The 20,209-nt window shown below is 40.8% G+C and carries 16 protein-coding genes; 9 read left to right on the top strand and 7 right to left on the bottom strand.

Annotated elements, in window-relative coordinates; all coding sequences use genetic code 11:
• Positions 1-163: 163 nt before the first annotated feature.
• Entirely contained in the window at positions 164-820 is a 657-nt protein-coding gene (locus tag B2400_RS10675; protein WP_149526990.1) for an MgtC/SapB family protein, read from the top strand.
• Between the two features lie 3 nt (positions 821-823).
• Here B2400_RS10675 and B2400_RS10670 read toward each other — a convergent pair whose 3' ends face one another.
• A complete protein-coding gene (locus B2400_RS10670) occupies positions 824-1,489 on the bottom strand; it encodes a bifunctional 4-hydroxy-2-oxoglutarate aldolase/2-dehydro-3-deoxy-phosphogluconate aldolase (RefSeq protein WP_293933242.1) in 666 nt (221 codons plus the stop codon).
• A complete protein-coding gene (locus B2400_RS10665; RefSeq protein ID WP_293933240.1) occupies positions 1,476-2,465 on the bottom strand; it encodes a sugar kinase in 990 nt (329 codons plus the stop codon). The genes B2400_RS10670 and B2400_RS10665 overlap by 14 nt, the downstream gene beginning before the upstream one ends.
• Before the next feature lie 144 nt (positions 2,466-2,609).
• Here B2400_RS10665 and B2400_RS10660 point away from each other — a divergent pair, with 144 nt between their 5' ends.
• Entirely contained in the window at positions 2,610-3,431 is an 822-nt protein-coding gene (locus B2400_RS10660) for an SDR family oxidoreductase (RefSeq protein WP_293933237.1), read from the top strand.
• Positions 3,432-3,444: 13 nt separating this feature from the next.
• Positions 3,445-4,614, top strand: a complete 1,170-nt coding sequence (uxuA, locus tag B2400_RS10655) for a mannonate dehydratase (RefSeq protein ID WP_293933235.1) — start codon at positions 3,445-3,447, stop codon at positions 4,612-4,614.
• Positions 4,615-5,149: 535 nt separating this feature from the next.
• Here the strand turns inward: uxuA and B2400_RS10650 are convergent.
• Both B2400_RS10650 and B2400_RS10645 read right to left on the bottom strand, forming a co-directional pair.
• On the bottom strand, positions 5,150-5,791 hold the full coding sequence (locus B2400_RS10650; protein ID WP_293933233.1) for a LolA family protein: 642 nt from the start codon (positions 5,789-5,791) through the stop codon (positions 5,150-5,152).
• A gap of 2 nt (positions 5,792-5,793) precedes the next feature.
• A complete protein-coding gene (locus B2400_RS10645; protein ID WP_293933231.1) occupies positions 5,794-8,406 on the bottom strand; it encodes an FtsK/SpoIIIE family DNA translocase in 2,613 nt (870 codons plus the stop codon).
• 142 nt (positions 8,407-8,548) lie between these two features.
• Between B2400_RS10645 and B2400_RS10640 the strand changes: the two genes are divergently transcribed.
• Positions 8,549-9,259, top strand: coding sequence for a DUF4397 domain-containing protein (locus tag B2400_RS10640; RefSeq protein ID WP_293933229.1), 711 nt, complete (start codon positions 8,549-8,551; stop codon positions 9,257-9,259).
• Positions 9,260-9,316: 57 nt separating this feature from the next.
• Here the strand turns inward: B2400_RS10640 and tyrS are convergent, their stop codons facing one another.
• Positions 9,317-10,600: a tyrosine--tRNA ligase gene (tyrS, locus tag B2400_RS10635; protein WP_293933227.1), complete on the bottom strand. Its 1,284-nt coding sequence runs from the start codon at positions 10,598-10,600 to the stop codon at positions 9,317-9,319.
• Between the two features lie 92 nt (positions 10,601-10,692).
• Between tyrS and B2400_RS10630 the strand changes: the two genes are divergently transcribed.
• Positions 10,693-11,376 carry an ACP phosphodiesterase gene (locus B2400_RS10630; protein WP_260041087.1) on the top strand — a complete coding sequence of 228 codons (684 nt, stop codon included), beginning with the start codon at positions 10,693-10,695 and terminating at the stop codon, positions 11,374-11,376.
• Between the two features lie 42 nt (positions 11,377-11,418).
• Positions 11,419-13,113: an amino acid permease gene (locus B2400_RS10625; RefSeq protein WP_293933224.1), complete on the top strand. Its 1,695-nt coding sequence runs from the start codon at positions 11,419-11,421 to the stop codon at positions 13,111-13,113.
• A 52-nt stretch (positions 13,114-13,165) separates the two neighbouring features.
• Here B2400_RS10625 and B2400_RS10620 read toward each other — a convergent pair whose 3' ends face one another.
• Positions 13,166-15,106 carry a KUP/HAK/KT family potassium transporter gene (locus B2400_RS10620; RefSeq protein ID WP_149526980.1) on the bottom strand — a complete coding sequence of 647 codons (1,941 nt, stop codon included), beginning with the start codon at positions 15,104-15,106 and terminating at the stop codon, positions 13,166-13,168.
• A gap of 208 nt (positions 15,107-15,314) precedes the next feature.
• Between B2400_RS10620 and B2400_RS10615 the strand changes: the two genes are divergently transcribed.
• On the top strand, positions 15,315-15,770 hold the full coding sequence (locus B2400_RS10615) for a T9SS type A sorting domain-containing protein (protein WP_293933222.1): 456 nt from the start codon (positions 15,315-15,317) through the stop codon (positions 15,768-15,770).
• A gap of 285 nt (positions 15,771-16,055) precedes the next feature.
• On the opposite strand, the gene B2400_RS10610 is transcribed toward B2400_RS10615, so the two are convergent.
• Positions 16,056-17,342, bottom strand: a complete 1,287-nt coding sequence (locus B2400_RS10610) for a citrate synthase (RefSeq protein WP_149526978.1) — start codon at positions 17,340-17,342, stop codon at positions 16,056-16,058.
• A gap of 300 nt (positions 17,343-17,642) precedes the next feature.
• On the opposite strand from B2400_RS10610, the gene B2400_RS10605 reads away from it, so the two are divergent.
• Positions 17,643-18,005 (top strand): BlaI/MecI/CopY family transcriptional regulator, encoded by a 363-nt coding sequence (locus tag B2400_RS10605; protein WP_149526977.1) that lies wholly within the window; start codon positions 17,643-17,645, stop codon positions 18,003-18,005.
• A gap of 4 nt (positions 18,006-18,009) precedes the next feature.
• Positions 18,010-20,142 carry a M56 family metallopeptidase gene (locus B2400_RS10600; RefSeq protein ID WP_293933219.1) on the top strand — a complete coding sequence of 711 codons (2,133 nt, stop codon included), beginning with the start codon at positions 18,010-18,012 and terminating at the stop codon, positions 20,140-20,142.
• Positions 20,143-20,209: the final 67 nt, after the last annotated feature.

The following is a 20,209-nucleotide window of genomic DNA, read 5'->3' as shown; positions in this document are numbered from 1 at the left end:
ACGAAATAATGGTCTGGATTCCTTTTGGAGTCCAGACCATTTTCTTTTATAAAAAAATCACCACCAAATCGAGATTATACAGAACAATATGTAGTTAATATTTATTTAATGTTAAGTAGATTTGGGTTTAAATTGAAGGGTAAGACTAAATATGAATATTGAAATGATAACAGATCAATTTATTTTTGACTGGAATGATTTGTTCAAAGCATTTTTATCGCTAGGGGCCGGCTTCCTATTGGGCTTTGAGCGAGAATGGAAAGATAAATCCGCAGGATTCAAAACCATCTCGATTATTTGTCTGGGAAGTACCTTGTTTTCGATCTTATCGATGAAACTCGGAGCAGGGGAGTCTGAAGATGCGACTCGGATTGCTTCTTACGTCGTATCCGGTATTGGTTTCTTGGGTGCAGGTGTCATCTTCAAAGATGGCGTCAATGTGAATGGATTGACTACGGCAAGTATTATCTGGATGTCGGCCGCTGTGGGGATGGCTATAGGATTCGGTATGTTCATCACGGCGATCCTGTTTTTAGGAGCCTGTTTTTTGATTATTATCTCCGGCCCGATCTTAAATCGTTATGTATTACGGAATTTAGTGAAGGTTGTGACCGTTAGGTTTGATACCCATAAACTCTCCGAGAAAGATAGCTTTATCAACGATATACGTCCGTTGACCAAACAAGTAAAGATCAAGACACAGACGTTGAATAAGGAAGGATTGGTATTGGTTTTGGAGGTCTTGCTCGATAAGGGCAATATTAGAGACTTCGAAAACAAAATCATGGCCCACCATTCTATTTCCGAAGTATCTTTATAAGTTTTAGGCTGTTGCCCACCCTAAAACCTTTCTACAGTTAGCACTGATTTCTTCTAGATTATATTGTCCATCCTGTTGTTTAAACAATTTGGAGCCCATGCCTACGGATGTCACACCCGCAGCGAACCAGTTTTTGATGTTATTCTCTTCCACATCCACACCACCGGTCGGCATAAACTTCATGTTCGGGAATAGCGGCTTAATTCCTTTTAAGAATCCTGTTCCGAGCGTTTCTCCTGGAAATAGCTTTACAAATCCACAACCTGCGAACATAGCATTTGCAATTTCTGTAGGTGTCATACAGCCGGGAATCCATAAGCAGTTGTTTGCCTTGGCCGTTTCTGCAAGTTCAGCGACGAAGATAGGACTCACTAAGAACTCGGTACCTAGCGCCAGAAAACTTTCTGCAGCCGCACTGTCTAGAATAGTGCCAATGCCCAATGTCAATTCCGGCATCGCTTCTTTCTTGTAGTCTACCAAAGCTTTAAAATTAGCCTCAGCGTTCTTACCTCGGTTAACAAATTCGAATACGCGAATACCGCCATCATAACAAGCTTTGAGTACCTGTTTACATACTTCCACATCATCGTGATAAAATACCGGGATCACGGGATATGCTTTGATTTTCTCTATAATTTGATCGATCTGCATCTTGTTAGTATTTTCCATTTCCAAAATCGCCCTCTACGAACAGCTTCTCATATCCTGCGCCCGTTGCGATATCTATTATTTCCTGTGCCTGTTGGGTTTTTCGTAAGGCATGAATCAACCCCGCCATAAAGGCATCGCCACTGCCGATACGATCGACAATCTCATTGGTTTCATAAGTCTGCGAAACCGCATTCTCGGTTCTGGAATGATAAGTTCCGAAAAACAGATTATGCGTGGGATTATCCATAAATCGAAAAGTATTGGCGATATGTTCTAAATTTGGATATTTTTCAAACAACGCAGCTGCGGATACCGTTGCTGCTTCGACCAAACCCTCCTTCTCTGTATTCCTATCTAACCCCTCGGGAACGGCGATTCCAACCATGGTATGCGCAGCCCAAATATTTCCCATGATGACATGGCAATATGCCAACAGGTCTGGCATAATCTCCAAGGGATTTTTACCATACTGCCAAAGTCTATTGCGGTAGTTTAGATCGACAGAAATATAGATGTTACGTTTGCTTGCCGCTTGCAATACTTTTAACATTACGTTGGCCATCTCCTGGTTCAACGCAGGAGTCAATGCTGTCCAATGCAACCAATCTACATCTTCAAACAGCACATCGAAGTTTAGGTCTTCCGGACTTAATTGCGAAAAACTAGAGTATTTACGGTCGTAAATTACTTCTCCCTTCGTCAATCCATTTGCCGAAAGCAGAAAATAGGAACCAATACGGTCGCCAATTTGAAGACATTTAGACGTGTCGACCTGGTGACCGTTCAAAACTGCCAATATCTCTTCACTTAGCTTATTATTCGGAAAGGCGCTGGCATATTGTACCGGGGTTCCCATTTGTCCGAGCGAACTAGCGACATTGGCTTCTGATCCTCCGGGATAAATCCGTAATAAATTCTCTTGACTTCCAAAGAAACTATCTCCGACACTCTGCTGTCTGATTAGTATTTCTCCAAATGATAAAACGTGTGGCATAGGTTGTTAAATAATGCAATATAATGCTTTTAAGTGGCTTCTCAAGGATAATCTTCGCAAACGATTACGTAATTATACTCCATGAAATACCTATATTTTATTGATAAATTGCTTATCATTGAAAATATAATCTAACCAAAAACTATGAGTATTCTAGACAAATTTTCCCTAAAAGATAAGGTTATTGTAATCACTGGTGGTACCGGTATCTTGGGTAAATCCTTTGTCCGTGCCGTTGCAGAAGCCGGCGCTAAGGTTTGCGTCATTGGTCGCAATCAAGAAAAAATTGATGAGCGTGTTGCACAAGCAAAAGCAGTAGGTGCGGAAGCATTAGGTGTTGTTGCTGATGTGATGGACGAGCAGTCTGTAAAAGAGGCGAAGGATAGCATCGTGGAAGCCTTCGGAACCATTGATGGCCTTGTCAACGCTGTTGGTGGTAATGTTCCAGGCGCGACAATCGGCGATGACCAAAATATATTTGACAATAAGATTCAAGACACGATCAAAGCGATCGAGTTGAACCTATATGGCACGATTATCCCGACCATGATACTAGGTCAGGTGATTGCTGAGAAAGGTGCAGGAGCGATTATCAACATCTCTTCACTAGCTGCGAGTCGCCCATTGACCCGCGTGCTAGGCTATACGGTAGCAAAACATGGTATCGATGGATTTACCAAATGGATGTCTACCGAGTTGGCGCTTCGTTATGGCGATAAGGTGCGCGTGAATGCGATTGCACCGGGCGTATTCCTGACCGAACAAAATAGAACTTTGTTGACCAACCCTGATGGCAGCTATAGCCCACGGGCACAGAAATTCATCAACGGAACACCTTACCAGCGTCTAGGCGATCCTAGCGAACTGGAAGGTACCTTGGTGTATCTGCTTAGCGATGCGTCTGCATTTGTGTCTGGAGAGACCGTATTTGTGGATGGAGGATTTAATACATGGTGTGGCGTTTAATTTAAAGGCGTATATGCAATTTTTAGAACAAACATGGAGATGGTATGGCCCGAATGATTCGGTGTCCTTACAAGACGTAAAACAGGCTGGTGCGACGGGCATTGTTTCGGCACTACATCATATAGCACATGGCGAAGTATGGCCGTTGGAAGATATTCAAGAACGCAAGCGCATTATTGAGGAAGCAGGACTGACTTGGTCGGTTGTGGAAAGTGTGCCCGTTCATGAGGCAATCAAGACAGGAGCAGCAAACGCCGACGAATATTTAGAACGCTATAAAGAGTCGCTGAAAAATCTGGCAGCATGCGGCATCAAAACGGTATGTTATAATTTTATGCCTGTTTTGGATTGGACGCGTACGCAATTGGATTTAACCATGAAGGATGGCTCCAAGGCCTTATATTTTGATTGGATCGACTTGGCGATTTTTGATATTTATATTCTTAAGCGTCAGGATGCGAAAGCTGATTATCCGGCAAACGTTCAACAAGCGGCAGAAGTGAAGTTTGGAACCTTAGATCAGGATGCATTGAACGAATTGGAGCGTGTGGTATTGATGGGTATTCCGGGCGAAAGCGATATTACGCTGGATTCTTTGCAAAACAGTATTTCAGTTTACAAAGAAATTGGCTTTGATGGCTTGCGCAAAAACTTGCTTTACTTCTTAAATAGCATTGCTGAGGTTTGTGAGGAAAACGGCATTTTGATGACCATTCACCCCGACGATCCTCCTTACCCGATTTTAGGACTTCCGCGTATTGTAAGCAACGCCGAAGATCTGAACTACATTATCAGCGAACAAGAAAAACAATTCAACGGAATTTGTTTCTGTACAGGTTCGCTAGGAGCGGGGCCAAAGAACGATCTTCCCGCGATATTTGATCAGGTGAAACATCGTGTCAACTTTGTGCATCTACGCAACGTGAAGCGCGACGAGATAGGAAGTTTCTATGAAGCCGACCACTTGGATGGCGATGTGGATATGTTTAAAGTGATGGAAGCTTTAGTTGCAGAAAATCAAAAAAGAGAGCAACCTATTCCTTTCCGTCCAGATCATGGCCACCAAATGTTAGACGATTTGAATAAAGTGACCAACCCTGGATATTCTGCCATCGGACGCTTGAGAGGCCTGGCAGAACTTCGCGGACTAGAGCTGGGGATTATCCGTTCGAATAGATTTTAGATATTAGACATTAGATATTAGAGTATGGCGCCGGAAAGGCGCCTTTTTTATTGTTGTTTTGAACCAAGAAAAAAATGATAAAAGGATGGACAGGATCCTGCTAATCTTTCCATCCTTCCTTTCCTGGTTCAAGACAACACGCCTTCTTTCCTGGTTAAGAAACAGCCCCTCTTTTTTCTTTCAACATGATCCTGCAAATCCTTTTATCCTTCCTTTCCTGGTTCAAAACAAACTTTGCAACGGTTCAAAACCACCATTCTTTCTTTAAGTAAAGATGCGAAACAGAGCTCAGTAATGTGTCTCTCCATACAAACCAAATGCTCTCCCAATATAAACCCCTATCAATCCCAATTGGAAAGGGTTATGATAGGGCTTTATATTGGGTTTGTATTGGGTTTGAAAGGGCTTTAAGCCAAGCTAGTCTTAAACATGAAATTACGGTACTCAAATAGAGTGCGATAAAAAAGAAGCTGTCCTTTTCGGGACAGCTTCTCCAATTCTAAAATCTAATGTCTTATGTCTAAAATCTAAACCCCTATCTCAAATCCACCACTTCGAAGCCGGCGTAATTGGCTTTCTGGAATTGGAAGGTGCTTGCAGGGATAGGATTGTTAACATACAGCGTATTGATGGTATAGGTATAACGAGATCCTGATTTGTCGAAAATCGTCACATCATGGATGTGGTTATTCTTGTTGATGCGCAATTTGATCTTAAAGTAATTGCGTTTTGTATCTTCAGGAGATAGCTCAATTACTTTTAGTTTACCGGCGCCTGATACACTTTCATCGTCCATGCTGATGTATTTAAATCCGGTGCGATAGAAAGTGAAGATATTGTTGGGGCCGATGGATTCATTGCTGTTATCGGCTTCCGATACTTGCACCTCCTTGTCTTCTTTTAAAACCGACCATACGGATTTACCGTCGGAAATCAAATCTTGTTCTGGCAATACGATTTTGTATTGCTGAGCAGGTTTGTTCATAAACATCTCGCCCTTGTCCGAATAGTTTTCGCCTTTTGCCTGCACGGCTTTAAAAGTAAAATTGGACTGGATTGTTCTGTAGCTATCGTATTTTTTTGATACCTCGTCTAATATTGATTTAGCATAACGGTCTTGCGCAAAAGCTGTGCTCACCGAGAGGAATGCTAATAATACATACAAAAATCTAATCATCTTTAATTGTCTTTTCTTAACGTTTCCAAATACTGTTCCAACGAATAATCATCAGGGTATAGCACCTCGCGTGCTTTACTGCCTTCAAATGGACCTACGATACCCGCAGCTTCCAGTTGATCGATAATTCGTCCAGCGCGGTTATAACCTAATTTTAACTTGCGCTGTATTAAAGATGTTGAGCCTTGTTGATGCATAACGATCAGGCGTGCAGCCTCTTCGAATAGCTGATCTCTGTCAGCCGGGTCGAAGTCGGATATTCCTTCACCATCGCCATTCGGATCTACATACTCCGGTAGGTAATGGGCAGACGGGTATCCGCGTTGGGAGCCAATAAATTCAGAAACCTCATCGACCTCCGGTGTATCCACAAACGCACATTGGATACGAATTAGGTCAGATCCTGTGGCAAGTAGCATATCTCCGCGACCAATTAACTGGTCTGCACCACCGCTGTCGAGGATCGTTCGTGAATCGACCTTAGACAATACGCGGAATGCTAGTCGCGCCGGGAAGTTAGCTTTGATCGTACCGGTAATGATATTTACTGAAGGTCTTTGCGTGGCAATAACCAAGTGAATACCTACCGCACGGGCTAACTGCGCCAAACGAGCAATCGGAGTTTCTACTTCTTTCCCTGCCGTCATCATCAAATCGGCAAACTCATCAATAATAAGAACTATAAACGGTAAGAATCGATGACCCTCCTCAGGGTTTAATCGACGATTGATAAATTTTGCATTATATTCCTTCAAATTCCTTACCTGGGCGTTCTTCAATAGATCATAACGCTGATCCATCTCGATACATAGGGAATTGAGGGTATTGATTACTTTTTTAGTGTCGGTGATAATTGCTTCGTCCTCATTCGGCAATTTCGCTAAGAAGTGTCTTTCGATTTTCTTAAATAGCGAGAGCTCCACTTTTTTCGGATCGACCAATACGAATTTTAGCTCTGCCGGGTGTTTCTTGAATAGGAGAGAGGTCAGGATGGCATTGATTCCGACTGATTTACCCTGTCCGGTAGCACCTGCCACGAGTAAGTGCGGCATTTTCGCTAAATCGGCTATATATACCTCGTTAGAGATTGTTTTACCTAAAGCGATAGGCAAATCCATCTCTGTCTTTTGGAACTTCTCTGTCGCCAAAATAGAGCGCATGGATACCATTTCCGGGCTACTGTTCGGTACTTCGATACCAATCGTACCTTTACCCGGCATTGGGGCAATGATACGGATACCTAAAGCTGCTAAGCTTAAGGCGATATCGTCTTCCAGATTCTTGATCTTCGAAATACGAACACCCGGTTTCGGGATGATCTCGTAAAGCGTTACGGTCGGACCGATAGTCGCTTTGATATGTTCGATTTCGATGCTATAGTTACGAAGCGTTTCGACAATTCTGTTTTTGTTCGCCTCTAGCTCTTGCTGGTTGATGGTGATCTTTCCAGTGCCGTATTCTTTCAGTAAGTCTAAAGTCGGGTATTTATAGCCCGAAAGATCGAGCTTAGGGTCGTATTCTCCGAATTTTTCGACCAGATCATTGGCAGATATAGCTTTTTCCTCCACTACTTTGGCTACCGTCAGGTCAGGCCCAACTACGGTTTCCTCCGGCTCTTCAAATTCCGGCTCTTCGATACTGAACTCGATTTCATCAGAATTTACGACCGGAGCAACTGGCGTCGGCTTAGGCGTGTTGACAGAAAGAGGTAGGGATACGGTTAAGTCTTCCGGTTGTTCGATCTCTTCCTTCTCCGTTAAAGTATTGCGAGTGCTTGTCTCTTCAACGGGATGCGAATAGGTATGCGTCGCAACTTCGTTTGTTTTTTGCTTATTGATCGTATTGCTGTGGCTAACTAGGCTGTCTTCGATAAATTCTTCGTCCTCCTCCTCATCTTCTTCCATTTCGCCTTTATTGCTTTGGAAAGACCATTTCAGGTCCAAGTTGTAGATAAGTACCAAAGCGGTTAAAAGGATGAAAATCAATAAGCCGGCAGTTCCTACAACACCAATTTGCGATTTTAAGATTTGATTGGTCCAGAAGCCAAATTTACCTTCCAAGATATGTGGAGTATCGTATATGAAGTCTTGGATAAATCCGAAGGTCACCGATAAGAATAAAATAGCCACCGCTGAGTACAACAGGGTCTTCCATACGGGAAGGATAGATGTTTTGTATAGGAATTTGTAGCCGATAACGAATAACACGACGATAAAAAGGAAGGATGCTACGCCAAACCATTCGTAGATAAACTGGTTTGCCAATAGGGCACCAAACTTTCCAAGTTTATTTTCTACCAAAGGTATTTCTGTATTTTCATCGTGGAGTTCATCTGCCGTATTGAGGAGTGTGCTCCAACCGCCATTGGTGGCAGCGATGTAGCTTTGGTCTGCTTTCCAAGTAAATAAATAGGATATAAAAGCGACTGCGAAAAGTCCAGCAAGTAACAAAAGAAATAATCCTAGGATTTTCAACGCTTTACGCTGTCCCTCAGAGAAGTTTATTTGGTCAAATGATTTTCGTGCGCTTCGTTTTTGATAGGATAAAGTAGTATTCTTAGCCTTCTTTGTCCCTGTCGATCCACTACCGTTTTTAAATGTATTTAATTTAGCCATGTAAATGACGCTATTTTTCTTCTACAAACTTAAAAAAAAATGACAGAATTGTTTGTGTTGAATGATTTGATTTATCTATCCTTGTAGCAATAAGCTTTCCAAACTCGTTAGATAGAATAAATAATAATTCTTTTTTGTTGATATGAATTTTCTAAGAAACGCAAAGCTATTTTCCGTCGCTCTATTGTCGGCATTCTTCCTGATCAGTTGTCAGAAAGATAGCGTGGGAGACCTTGCACTGGATACGCCGTCATTTTCGGGTATTGCAGGATTTAATGCGGTCTATCGCAGCTTGGGGCTGGATTTGAAGATCGACGATCGGGTAATCAATTCCGATGAATATTTTGATATGGGGGGCGCTGTGAAGCATAAGAGCGTTTTTCCGGGCAGAAGAACCATCAGCCTGTATGATAAGGATAAAAAAGTGGAACTATTCCGCGGTGAGCATCTGGTTGATCCCGGAAAGGTATATTCCGCGTTTTTCTATGGGAAGGATAATGTGCAGATGAAAGTAGTGGAAGATAATATGATCGCGCCATCAGCAGGGAAAGCAAAGATAAGAATAGCAAATTTCGCGAATAATCGTCGTATCGACTTCAAAGTGAAAGAGGGGCAGACGGCAACAGCAGGAGATAAGGTGCTTTCTGCGCAGGAGGTTACTACTTTCTATGAATTCAACGCAGAAAAGGTGAGATTTCAGTTTGAAAATGAAAGTGAATTCTCACAAATGTCAATCGAATTCAAACCCAAAGATAGAGGTGTTTATACGGTGTTTTTAATACCAAGAATCGTCTCCAATGTGGAAGGAATATCGATGCCGGATTATGAAATCCAGGTCATTGAGCATAATTAAACAGATATAAGAAAGGGCCGATCATCGATCGGCCCTTTTCTATTTGCTTTATGTTGACTAAGCAACAGTTACCAAGTAGTAGTTTTTCTTACCACGTTGTATAACCAAATACTTGTTATTAATCAAGTTTGACTCATTGATAACTTGCTCGATATCGCTAAGTTTTTCTCTGTTCAAAGATACTCCACCGCCCTGTAGCATTTTACGAGCCTCTCCTTTTGAAGGGAATACAGCCGTATCTACAGCTAACAGATCTAATACATTGATGCCTGCAGCTAATTTGTCTTTCGCTAGATCGAACTGAGGAACTCCGTCGAATACTTCTAATACAGCCTCATGATCTAGGTCTGCTAGGAATTCTAATGATCCGTTTCCGAATAAGAATTCTGAAGTTTTCACAGCAGTTTCATAGTCTTTCTCCGAGTGCGTTCTGATCGTGATATCTTTCGCTAATGCTTTCTGAACAACACGTAGGTGCGGAGCAGCATCGTGCTCTGTAATGATTGCATCGATTTCTTCCTTAGGAAGTAAAGTAAAGATCTTGATCCAGTTTTTAGCATCATCATCAGATGTGTTCAACCAGAATTGATAATACTTGTATGGTGATGTTTTCTTAGCATCTAACCACACAGCACCCGATTCTGTTTTACCAAACTTCTGACCATCTGCTTTCTTGATCAATTGCGTAGTCAATGCAAAGGCAGTTCCCTGATCCTGACGACGGATCATTTCGCTACCTGTTACAATATTACCCCATTGATCGGAACCACCCATTTGGATTTTACAATTGTGGTGTTTCCATAGATAATAGAAATCATAACCTTGAATTAGTTGATAGGTAAATTCGGTAAAAGATAGACCATTGTCACCCTCCAAACGTTTCTTTACAGAATCTTTGGACATCATGTAATTCACGGTAATCAGCTTACCAACATCACGAATAAAATCTAAGAATTTGAAATCCTTAAACCAGTCGTAGTTGTTTACCATCTTTGCGTCGGTTTCACCGTCTCCGAAGTTTAAGAACTTCGCGAGCTGTTTTTTCAAACATGCTACGTTGTGATTCAGTGTTGCTTCGTCTAAAAGATTTCTTTCAGCTGATTTAAATGAAGGGTCGCCAATCATACCCGTTGCACCACCAACAAGCGCTACTGGTTTGTGTCCAGCATGTTGGAAGTGGATTAAGGTCATGATTTGGGTTAAATGGCCTACGTGTAGTGAATCTCCTGTAGGATCGAATCCTATATAGCCAGAAACTGTTTCTTTATTCAACAATTCCTCTGTGCCTGGCATGATGTCTTGGAGCATGCCTCTCCAACGTAATTCTTCTACAAAGCTCATAGTTTAGCCCTTAATATTTTTTAATTAAGTTGCAAAGATACGAGATATTACTGTATCTTACGGATAATTTATAGGATAATGACCAGGATAGGATGAACTTTCTTTCTCATTTCTATTTCGAACGATATGCCACTCAATCGGAACGTGTGCTGGGATCTTTGCTTCCAGATTTACTGAAGAATGTTGATAAAACATATGTATTCCATCCGCAGCGTTTCGAAGAAGAGCTTTTTATACACCCGCTTAGTATGGCGATATCCGAAGGTTGGTATCGGCATGTTGAAGTAGATAAGCTTTTCCATAGTAGTGAGTTCTTTCTGGAGCATTGTCATATTTTGCGCAAGAAGCTGGAGCCTGTGCTGGAGGGCCTTCCAATCCGAGCTTCTTTCCTAGCGCATATAGCAATAGAGCTCTTACTCGACCATTTGTTGATCAAGCATAACTTGGTCAATGTAGGGCGCTTGTATGAGCATTTAGAACATGTGAATAGAGCTGTTCTGAAGAATTATCTATTGACTATCGGTGTAACCGACATTGAGGGCTTTTATCATTTTTACGATCGATTTATAGAATCACGCTATATTTTCGACTACAAATATATAGAGCATATCTCCAAGCCGCTTTTTAATATTTCTAAGCGCGTTTGGGATTTTCAAACCACACCTGAATATCATCAGAATTTGAGCAAAGTGCTAATGGAATACGAGGCTGATCATCTTCAGAACTTTAGAGATATCTATGTATATATTCAGGATAATATGACATATTTATCATAATTTTTTAGACTTTTGTTTTCTCACTCCAATAATTTACTAAATATGGCAAATAGACTGTTCCGCAAGAAAAGCGTAGATCAGATTCTTTCCGATGCTGAACATGGCGGTTCAGGCCTAGCGAAAATACTAGGCGTTCGAGATTTAATTTCTTTAGGCATTGCGGCGATAGTAGGAGCTGGAATCTTCTCTACTATCGGCTTAGCAAGTTATAACGGAGGCCCTGCGGTCTCTCTTCTTTTTGTATTCGTTGCATTTGCATGTGTTTTTACAGCATTGTCTTATGCACAATTTGCGAGTACAGTTCCCGTATCTGGTAGTGCTTACACCTATGCTTATGTTGCTTTCGGCGAGCTTTTCGCTTGGATTATAGGCTGGGCGTTGGTGCTCGAATATGCGGTTTCTAACATGGTAGTGGCCATTTCCTGGTCGCAGTATTTTGTTTCTATGCTGGAAGGATTTGGGGTGCATCTCCCCAAATGGATGACGATGGCGCCGGGCTATGCCCTGGATGCGCATGCGAAATCCCTTGAAATAGGGGCAGCTCAGTTGGAAAATATTGAGAAAGTAGCCCTACAGGCATACGAAACAGCTCCACGGATCTTAGATATTCCTATCATTTTTGATATGCCGGCAGGCTTGATCACGGTATTAGTGACGGCTCTGGTTTATATTGGGATCAAGGAGTCACAGCGCGCTAGTAATATCATGGTGATGATTAAGGTGGGGATTATTCTTGCTGTAATCTTTGGTGGTATTTTCTTTGTTAAACCAGAGAACTGGACACCTTTTGCGCCGAATGGCTTGGCAGGTGTCATGAGCGGCGTCGCTGCCGTGTTCTTTGCGTTCATTGGTTTTGACTCCATCTCAACAACAGCGGAGGAGTGTAAGAATCCACAACGCGATCTTCCTCGTGCAATGATCTATTGTTTGGTCATCTGTGCGGTGCTTTATGTGGCGATTACTTTGGTGTTGACAGGGATGGTGAATTACAAAGAACTAAATGTTAAAGATCCTTTGGCTTATGTGTTTTCTTATGTAGGATTTGATCATATGGCGGGTATTATCTCCGTAACTTCGGTTATTGCGATTACTTCCGCGCTGTTGGTTTTCCAATTAGCTCAACCACGAATTTGGATGACCATGAGTAGAGACGGTTTGTTGTGGAAGAAGTTTTCTACGATACACCCAAAATACAAGACGCCTTCCTTTGCGACCATTGTAACAGGTTTTGTGGTGGCTATCCCAGCTTTATTCTTCAAGATGGACTTCTTCGTGGACTTGACTAGTGTGGGTACATTCTTTGCGTTTATTCTGGTTTGTGCCGGTGTATTGTACATGGACCACTCGGGAATCTCAAAGAAGTCGAAATTCAAAGTGACATACATCAATGGGAAGTACATAGTAGGGTTGGGGATGATTGTCGCATTGATTTTGACCTATAAATACAGCGATGAAAACCTGTCGCATTGGTTAGAAATGGGTTCGGCAAAGATCTTGATTCATAAATCCCTTGTTATCATCTTTTGGCTAACATGGGCGGTAATGAGCGTGATGAGCTTTAAGTATAATTTCTCCTTACTGCCTGTTATAGGCGTTTTAATCAATCTTTACCTGATGTCCGAACTGGGCGCAAGTAACTGGATTATCTTTGTAATTTGGTTGCTAATAGGTTTGATTATTTACTTTGCTTATGGCTATAAGCACTCGAAATTGAACAAGAGAGCCACGGAAAGTTAATCTCGATATGATAATAAAAAAGCCCTTCGTGATAGGGCTTTTTTTATTGTTGTTATAGTCGTTTTAGCTTGACATCCTCTGTATTTGGAATCGTCAGCGGGACGCGTTCCAAGGTGACGAAACTGCTGTCTAGTCCAAAACCTTTCTCTTCAGATAGACTGAATTTCTTCAAGATCTTATAGATTTCTAGAATTACTTTTTCATTCCACTTCAGGAAGTGTGTTTTGGAAATCACTTTCTCCAGTACGACAAAGTTGAAGTCGCCAGGAATATTATGTTTTCTTAATGTATCGTAATGGCTGGTGATATCGATTTCTCCGTTTTTAACCATCTCTTCGACTACTTTGCGGAATAGCAGACTGATCTTCTGTTCCACGCGGAACCCTAAATGAAAGTCGATACGGATCAATTTCCCCGGTATCAATTGCGTTACTTTATATTCTCGCGTATGCGGATTGTCCATTACATCAACGTGTGCTAACCAATACACATCAGCACGCTTAGGCTTCTTATTGATGATGGAGTAGGTAATCTTCGACTCCACCTCATGTATATTATTCGCCGAAGTTAAATAAACAAGATGCGATGAAAACTGCGGAACAGATTTATCTTCGCTAAGCTCAGCAAGGATATCGTAGTAATCTTTTACATTGACAAACTTAACAAAGCGATTCTTGATCTTCCTAGCGCCAAACCAAGCATACATAACAATAAATAACGATGCTGCCAATAATAGAGTCAACCAACCCCCATGTGCAATCTTACTGATATTACCGATCAGGAATGCAAACTCTATGATCATATAAACGCCGGTAAACAACGCGACTAGAGCAACGTTGATTTTTTTGCGGAGCATGAAAACAGCCATTAGAATAGTCGTCATGATGAACGTCATATTGATCGCTAATCCGTAGGCGGCCTCCATGTTGCTCGATTCCCGGAATATTACGATGATAAGCATACAGCCGAGATAGAGGATCAGGTTGACTGATGGAACGTAAATTTGTCCCTTATGATCGCTAGGATAACGAATAGTAACCTTCGGCCATATATTCAAGCGAACAGCCTCTGCAATTAGGGTAAATGAACCTGAGATCATCGCCTGACTGGCAATAACCGCCGCAATCGTAGCGATCGTTACTCCCCAAACGACAAACCAATCTGGCATAATCGCATAGAAAGGGTTGATCTCGCCTAGAACAAGCCCCTTGTTTTCTAACAACCACGCACCCTGTCCGAAGTAATTGAAAATCAACATCAGTTTAACAAAGATCCAACTGATGCGGATGTTGTTCTTTCCACAATGCCCCATGTCAGAATACAAGGCCTCCGCACCGGTTGTACAAAGGAAGATTGCACCCACAATAAACCATGCATTCGGGTAGTTTGCTAATAGCTGATAGGCATAGTACGGATTTAAAGATTTCCAGATTTCAGGCGAATGTCCCAAATAGGAGAGTCCTAAAATTCCTATGGTGCTGAACCAAATAAACATCAATGGTCCGAATACACGACCCACGATGTTTGTTCCAAAACGTTGAATAAGGAACAGCAATGAGATAATCAATACAACGATGGGGATAGTCGGCAAGCCTGGGTTCTTAATAGCTAATCCTTCGACAGCCGAAGATATGGTAATTGCCGGGGTGATCATACCATCGGCGAGTAGAGTACTCGCTCCAATAATGGCAGGGATGATGAGCCATTTCGCTCTTTTTCGAACAAGCGAAAACAGAGAAAGGATACCTCCCTCACCTTTGTTATCTGCATTTAACACAATCAATACATATTTGATTGTCGTTTGTAACGTCAGGGTCCAGAAAATACAAGAAAGCCCCCCATAAACCATTAGTTCTTGGACTTCACCTTTATTGAAAATTGCCTTGAAAACGTAAAGAGGAGAGGTCCCGATGTCGCCGAATATGATCCCTAAACTTATTAATAAACCGCCCATGCTGACCCTGTGAAGGGCGTGTTTGTGATCTGTGGACATAGCTTTTATTTATGTGATCTAATGATTAAAAAACGTTCGAAATTACAACTTTTTAAGCGACAACGTAATTTCCTGTTAAAAATTGTTAAACGCTGTAGTTTTCGACTGTCAAAAAATGAAAAAAGATGTACTTTTGTAATAGGAAGTATGGAATTAATTATTACATTTGATTAAACCATAACCTAGCGTTAATAATCCAAAGGATAGAATGAAGTTTGAATGGACTAAAATAGCACGTATTAGCATCATGAATACCCTGGTATTATGGATGTTTATTGGCTTTGCCCAAGCAAACACATTCCAAGCCGATACGACTAAAGCTAGCGCAAGTAAGCAAAGTTTAATCTCTGCTAAGAATAGAAACGCTAATCGTGTAGCAGTTATTGCCGAAGAGTCGGATAAATTAATCAATAACGTTAAAGTTTTTTACAATCCTATCGCAGCTCAAGTCACAGTAAACTTCAAATTAAGCAAAAACAGCCATGTATCAATCAAGGTTATGGACGCACTTGGTAATGAAGTATTAGCATTACATAACGGTGATTTAGACGCAGGAACACAAAACCTAAACTTCGACTCCAGTGCCAAACTAAAAGAAGGCATATACTTCGTAAGAGTAATGAGCGGCTCGGAAACAGTCGTGAAGCGAATATCTGTTAGATAGTAGTATTTAGTAGTTAGTATTTAGTATAAAGACCCTGGGCGCCAATAAATGGACGCCTTTTTTTGTGCGTAATGTTTTCTTCGATTATCACTCTTGAAGGTAATAGGTAAAGAACCTCTCTTAATAGACTTATGATTCCATCATAGGTCTAACTACTAAGTACTAACTACTAAGTACTAAAAGCATCATAGTTCTAACTACTAAGTACTAAATACTAACTACTAAAAAAGGGATAGCCAATGTTACTCGACTATCCCTTTCCTTATAAAATTGAAAAGTGTTTTCTTATCTGTCTTTGATACTTACGTATGGGCGTAATGTTTCGCCGGTGTATACTTGTCTTGGACGACCGATAGGTTCTTTATTATCGCGCATCTCTTTCCATTGTGCAATCCATCCTGGAAGACGTCCTAGTGCGAACAATACAGTAAACATATCAGAGTTGAATCCTAATGCGCGGTAGATAATACCTGAGTAGAAGTCAACGTTTGGATATAATTTACGGTCGATAAAGTATTGGTCGTTCAATGCTGCTTCTTCTAATTTCTTAGCGATATCTAAAACAGGATCATTAACTCCTAACTTCTCTAATACGTCATCACAAGCTTTCTTGATGATTTTCGCACGTGGGTCGAAGTTCTTGTATACACGGTGACCGAATCCCATTAAACGGAAAGGATCATTTTTGTCTTTTGCTTTTGCTAAGTATTTCTCAGCATCACCGCCATCCTCTTTAATTGCTTCCAACATTTCGATTACTGCTTGGTTAGCACCACCGTGAAGAGGTCCCCACAATGCATTGATACCAGCTGAGATAGAAGCATACATATTCGCATTTGATGATCCTACGATACGGACAGTTGATGTCGAACAGTTCTGCTCGTGGTCTGCGTGTAGAATCAATAATTTGTGCATTGCTTCGATTACTAATGGATCGAATGTTTTCTCTTGATTAACTTCTCCAAAAATCATGTTCAAGAAGTTCTCAATATAACCGAAGTTGTTTTTAGGATAAACAACTGGATGACCTAAAGATTTCTTTTGAATCCAAGAAACGATCGTTGGCATTTTAGCCAATAAATTGATGATCATTTTATCCTCTTCTTCATCAGATTGGTTCGGGTTTAGAGATTCCGGATAGAAAGATGATAAAACACCCACTAAACATGACAACTGACCCATTGGGTGAGATTTTGATGGAAATCCGGTGAAGAAGTTTTTCATATCTTCATGGATCATCATTTGCGCACGGATATCAGCGCGGAATTTCTCTAATACGTCTTTCGAAGGAAGTTCGCCGTAAATCAATAAATAGGCAACCTCTAGGAAAGTTGACTTTTCTGCTAATTCTTCAATAGCATATCCTCTATAATGAAGGATACCTTTTTCACCATCTAAGAAGGTAATGGCGCTCTTCGTCGCGCCTGTATTTTTATAACCTGGGTCTAATGTGATGTAACCCGATTGATCTCTTAATTTTGAAATATCAATTGCTTTCTCATTTTCAGTCCCCGTAATTACTGGGAACTCATAAGAAGAGCCATTTAAGTTAATAGATGCTGTTTCAGACATAGTCAATTTCTTGTATTAATTGTAGTATTACTAAAAGTCGTATACACAAATGTATGAAATTGATTTATAAAATCTAACTGACTAGGGTATCAAAATGACACAATCTCGTCATTTTAGGAACGATTTATTGACTTATTCACGCAAAAAGTCATTTCAATTTAAATGTTTTCTTTTTTGGAAAATATAGAGGCTATTATCTATCATAAAACGAGCCATTTAACCTAACAAAATCAACAAAAAATGTTAAAATATTTTGACATCTACGAAAAACTCGTAAATTAGTGAAAAATCAGTAGATGTATGGAGAAGTTAACAATACAGGAAGAAGAAGCAATGCTATCTATTTGGCAATTAGGGGGTGGCTTTATTCGCGACATCCTAGACAACCTAAAATCCGATGATATGCCTTATACGACATTGGCATCAACCATCCGTAATTTAGAAAAGAAAGGCTATGTGAAAGCGGTCAAGTATGCTAACGCGAAACGCTACGAACCTCTAATCACTTCTGAGGAGTATAAGGCAAAATTCATGAACTCTTTCGTAGGCGATTATTTCAAGAATTCCTATAAAGAAATGGTTTCATTTTTTGTCAAAGAAGAGAAGCTTAGCCCGAATGAACTTGAAGAGATCATGGATATGATCCGGAATAATAAATCATAGACCTATGGAAAGCTTACTGACTTATTTGTTGCAAGTAAACCTGCTTATCATTATCATCTTCTTGGGATATCAATTACTATTGAAAGGGCTAACCTTTTATATGCTTAATCGTGTCTATTTCCTTGTAGCTACTTTATATGCATTTATCTACCCGTTTTTAGATATCAAATCATGGTTCGCGAAGCAAGTCGAGCTTCCGATAGGCGAAGTGTTCAACTACATCCCCTTCGTATTCGAGGAGAAGGCAAGCTATTTCTCGCTTAGTGACTTATTGCTGATGATTGCCTCTGTAGGAGCAATCGCGTTCTTTACGAAATTGCTGATTCAGCTGTTTAGCCTCTTGCGGATACATTTACATTCCGAACCATCCGCATGGCGGGAATACCTTTTCCGCAATGTCATCTTCCCTATTGCACCATTCTCTTTTTTCAACAAGATCTACGTTCATAAGGAGCAACATCTTGAAAAAGAACTTCACGATATTTTTAAACACGAACATGTCCATGTTGAGGGCCATCATACCTGGGATGTCTTGTTGTTTGAAATAGTATTGGTAAGCTGTTGGTATAATCCTTTCGTATGGTTAATGCGCAAAGCCGTACGTCAAAATCTTGAATACTTGACCGATCAACAAGTGTTAGATAAAGGTGTCGACCGCCAGACTTATCAATACTCTTTGCTGCATGTCACCAAGCAGGGTGCTTCGGTGGGCATCAGCAATCAGTTTAATTTTAAAACCTTAAAAAAGCGCATTATGATGATGAACAAGAAACGCTCATCCAAATTGGAACTCAGCAAATATGCATTCCTATTGCCGGTCTTCATTCTGGCCGGAGCAACTTTCACCTTGAACAAGGCGGAAGCAAAGATCGAAACGGTTGTAATTAAAGCCGCCGAAACGAATGTTTCAGAGATTGGACACAAACTATCGAAAAACATTATTCAGCAAGATACAACGAAGAAAAAGGCAAGTACGCAACAGACAGAGGAAGCTGTAGTCACTGGATATCAGTCTGACAACGCGAACGTCAAAGAATTATCTGGATTAACCTTCAGCGCAGAGCAAAGCGATACGTTGAAAGGAAAAATTAATAACGTAAGAGTAGTACGAGGCTTCAAGGCGCGCTCATTTGATCAACTTATCGATCAGGGCACCAATAAAGACAAGATCATTGTTATCGACGGCAAAGTAATGCCTAAGGACTTTGACCTCTCTTTAATTGATGATCGCCGTGTTGATAACGTCGAGATCTTGACCGGTAAAGACGCTCTTGCAATTGATCCAAAAGCGAAAGACGGAATAATCTCCATCACAACCAGAAAAGAAGGAGATCCCGTGTCTAGAGTTTGGAGGATTGAAAAAAACGGCATGTCGCCAACAAAGAATGATCTACGATTGACTGGGAGAGGAGTATCCGTATTAGGCTTATCTCATGAAGGCAAGAATATGAGTTACGAAATCGACGGGAAGAAGGTAAGCGAAGAAGACGTTAAAAAAATAAAACATGAGGATATCCATTCGATCGACATGAAGTTAGAGACGGGCAAAACGGAAGACGGAAAAGAAAAGAAAACCAATCTCATAAAGGTTTTCACGAAGGCTTACGCGAAGGAGCATAATCTACCCATGCAGGATTCATTAAAAGGTCGTCTTAGCGGAGTAAGGATTAGATCAAATCCAAATGGAGAGAACCGAAAGCTTACCTTCAGGTCTAATGCGGAAAAAGGAAAGATTGTGTGGGTCGTAAATGAGAAAGTAGTAGAAAGCGAGGAAGCCGACAAATTGGATCCAAACAATATCTCCTCAGTCTATGTGGTAAAAGACAAAACTGAGCTAGCAACCTACGGCGATGATGTTGAAGGTGTCATCAAGATTATTACAAAAGACTCTCCGCTAGCGGTCAATCGTCCGAAAACAAATAAGGACGTCACGATCTCTACCTCGGCAAAAGATCTTCCAAATAATGCGATTTATTTTATCGATGATAAACAAGCCAGTAAAAAGGACGTTGATAACTTAAAAAGCGAAAAAATTAAAACGGTGAAAGTTATCAAAGGAGACAAAGCCGTAAAAGACTATGGTGATAAAGGTAAGAACGGTGTGATACTGATTACGACCCGCAAAGCCAAAGATTAAATTGAAACTTTAAAGTTTGTTGTTTAGATAATAGAAAAAGCATCTCTCCGATGCTTTTTCTTATTTA

It is taken from the genome of Sphingobacterium sp. UBA6645 (assembly GCF_002455685.1).
Classification (GTDB): domain Bacteria; phylum Bacteroidota; class Bacteroidia; order Sphingobacteriales; family Sphingobacteriaceae; genus Sphingobacterium; species Sphingobacterium hotanense.
The sequence above is the reverse complement of the archived record's forward strand: the minus strand, read 5'-3'. Positions and strand labels throughout refer to the sequence as shown.

Bases quoted from the DNA above. Each gene is read 5' to 3' on its own strand.
- B2400_RS10675 (WP_149526990.1), top strand. From the start codon at position 164: ATGATAACAGATCAATTTATTTTTGACTGGAATGATTTGTTCAAAGCA.
- B2400_RS10670 (WP_293933242.1), bottom strand. From the start codon at position 1,489: ATGGAAAATACTAACAAGATGCAGATCGATCAAATTATAGAGAAAATC.
- B2400_RS10665 (WP_293933240.1), bottom strand. From the start codon at position 2,465: ATGCCACACGTTTTATCATTTGGAGAAATACTAATCAGACAGCAGAGT.
- B2400_RS10660 (WP_293933237.1), top strand. From the start codon at position 2,610: ATGAGTATTCTAGACAAATTTTCCCTAAAAGATAAGGTTATTGTAATC.
- uxuA (WP_293933235.1), top strand. From the start codon at position 3,445: ATGCAATTTTTAGAACAAACATGGAGATGGTATGGCCCGAATGATTCG.
- B2400_RS10650 (WP_293933233.1), bottom strand. From the start codon at position 5,791: ATGATTAGATTTTTGTATGTATTATTAGCATTCCTCTCGGTGAGCACA.
- B2400_RS10645 (WP_293933231.1), bottom strand. From the start codon at position 8,406: ATGGCTAAATTAAATACATTTAAAAACGGTAGTGGATCGACAGGGACA.
- B2400_RS10640 (WP_293933229.1), top strand. From the start codon at position 8,549: ATGAATTTTCTAAGAAACGCAAAGCTATTTTCCGTCGCTCTATTGTCG.
- tyrS (WP_293933227.1), bottom strand. From the start codon at position 10,600: ATGAGCTTTGTAGAAGAATTACGTTGGAGAGGCATGCTCCAAGACATC.
- B2400_RS10630 (WP_260041087.1), top strand. From the start codon at position 10,693: ATGAACTTTCTTTCTCATTTCTATTTCGAACGATATGCCACTCAATCG.
- B2400_RS10625 (WP_293933224.1), top strand. From the start codon at position 11,419: ATGGCAAATAGACTGTTCCGCAAGAAAAGCGTAGATCAGATTCTTTCC.
- B2400_RS10620 (WP_149526980.1), bottom strand. From the start codon at position 15,106: ATGTCCACAGATCACAAACACGCCCTTCACAGGGTCAGCATGGGCGGT.
- B2400_RS10615 (WP_293933222.1), top strand. From the start codon at position 15,315: ATGAAGTTTGAATGGACTAAAATAGCACGTATTAGCATCATGAATACC.
- B2400_RS10610 (WP_149526978.1), bottom strand. From the start codon at position 17,342: ATGTCTGAAACAGCATCTATTAACTTAAATGGCTCTTCTTATGAGTTC.
- B2400_RS10605 (WP_149526977.1), top strand. From the start codon at position 17,643: ATGGAGAAGTTAACAATACAGGAAGAAGAAGCAATGCTATCTATTTGG.
- B2400_RS10600 (WP_293933219.1), top strand. From the start codon at position 18,010: ATGGAAAGCTTACTGACTTATTTGTTGCAAGTAAACCTGCTTATCATT.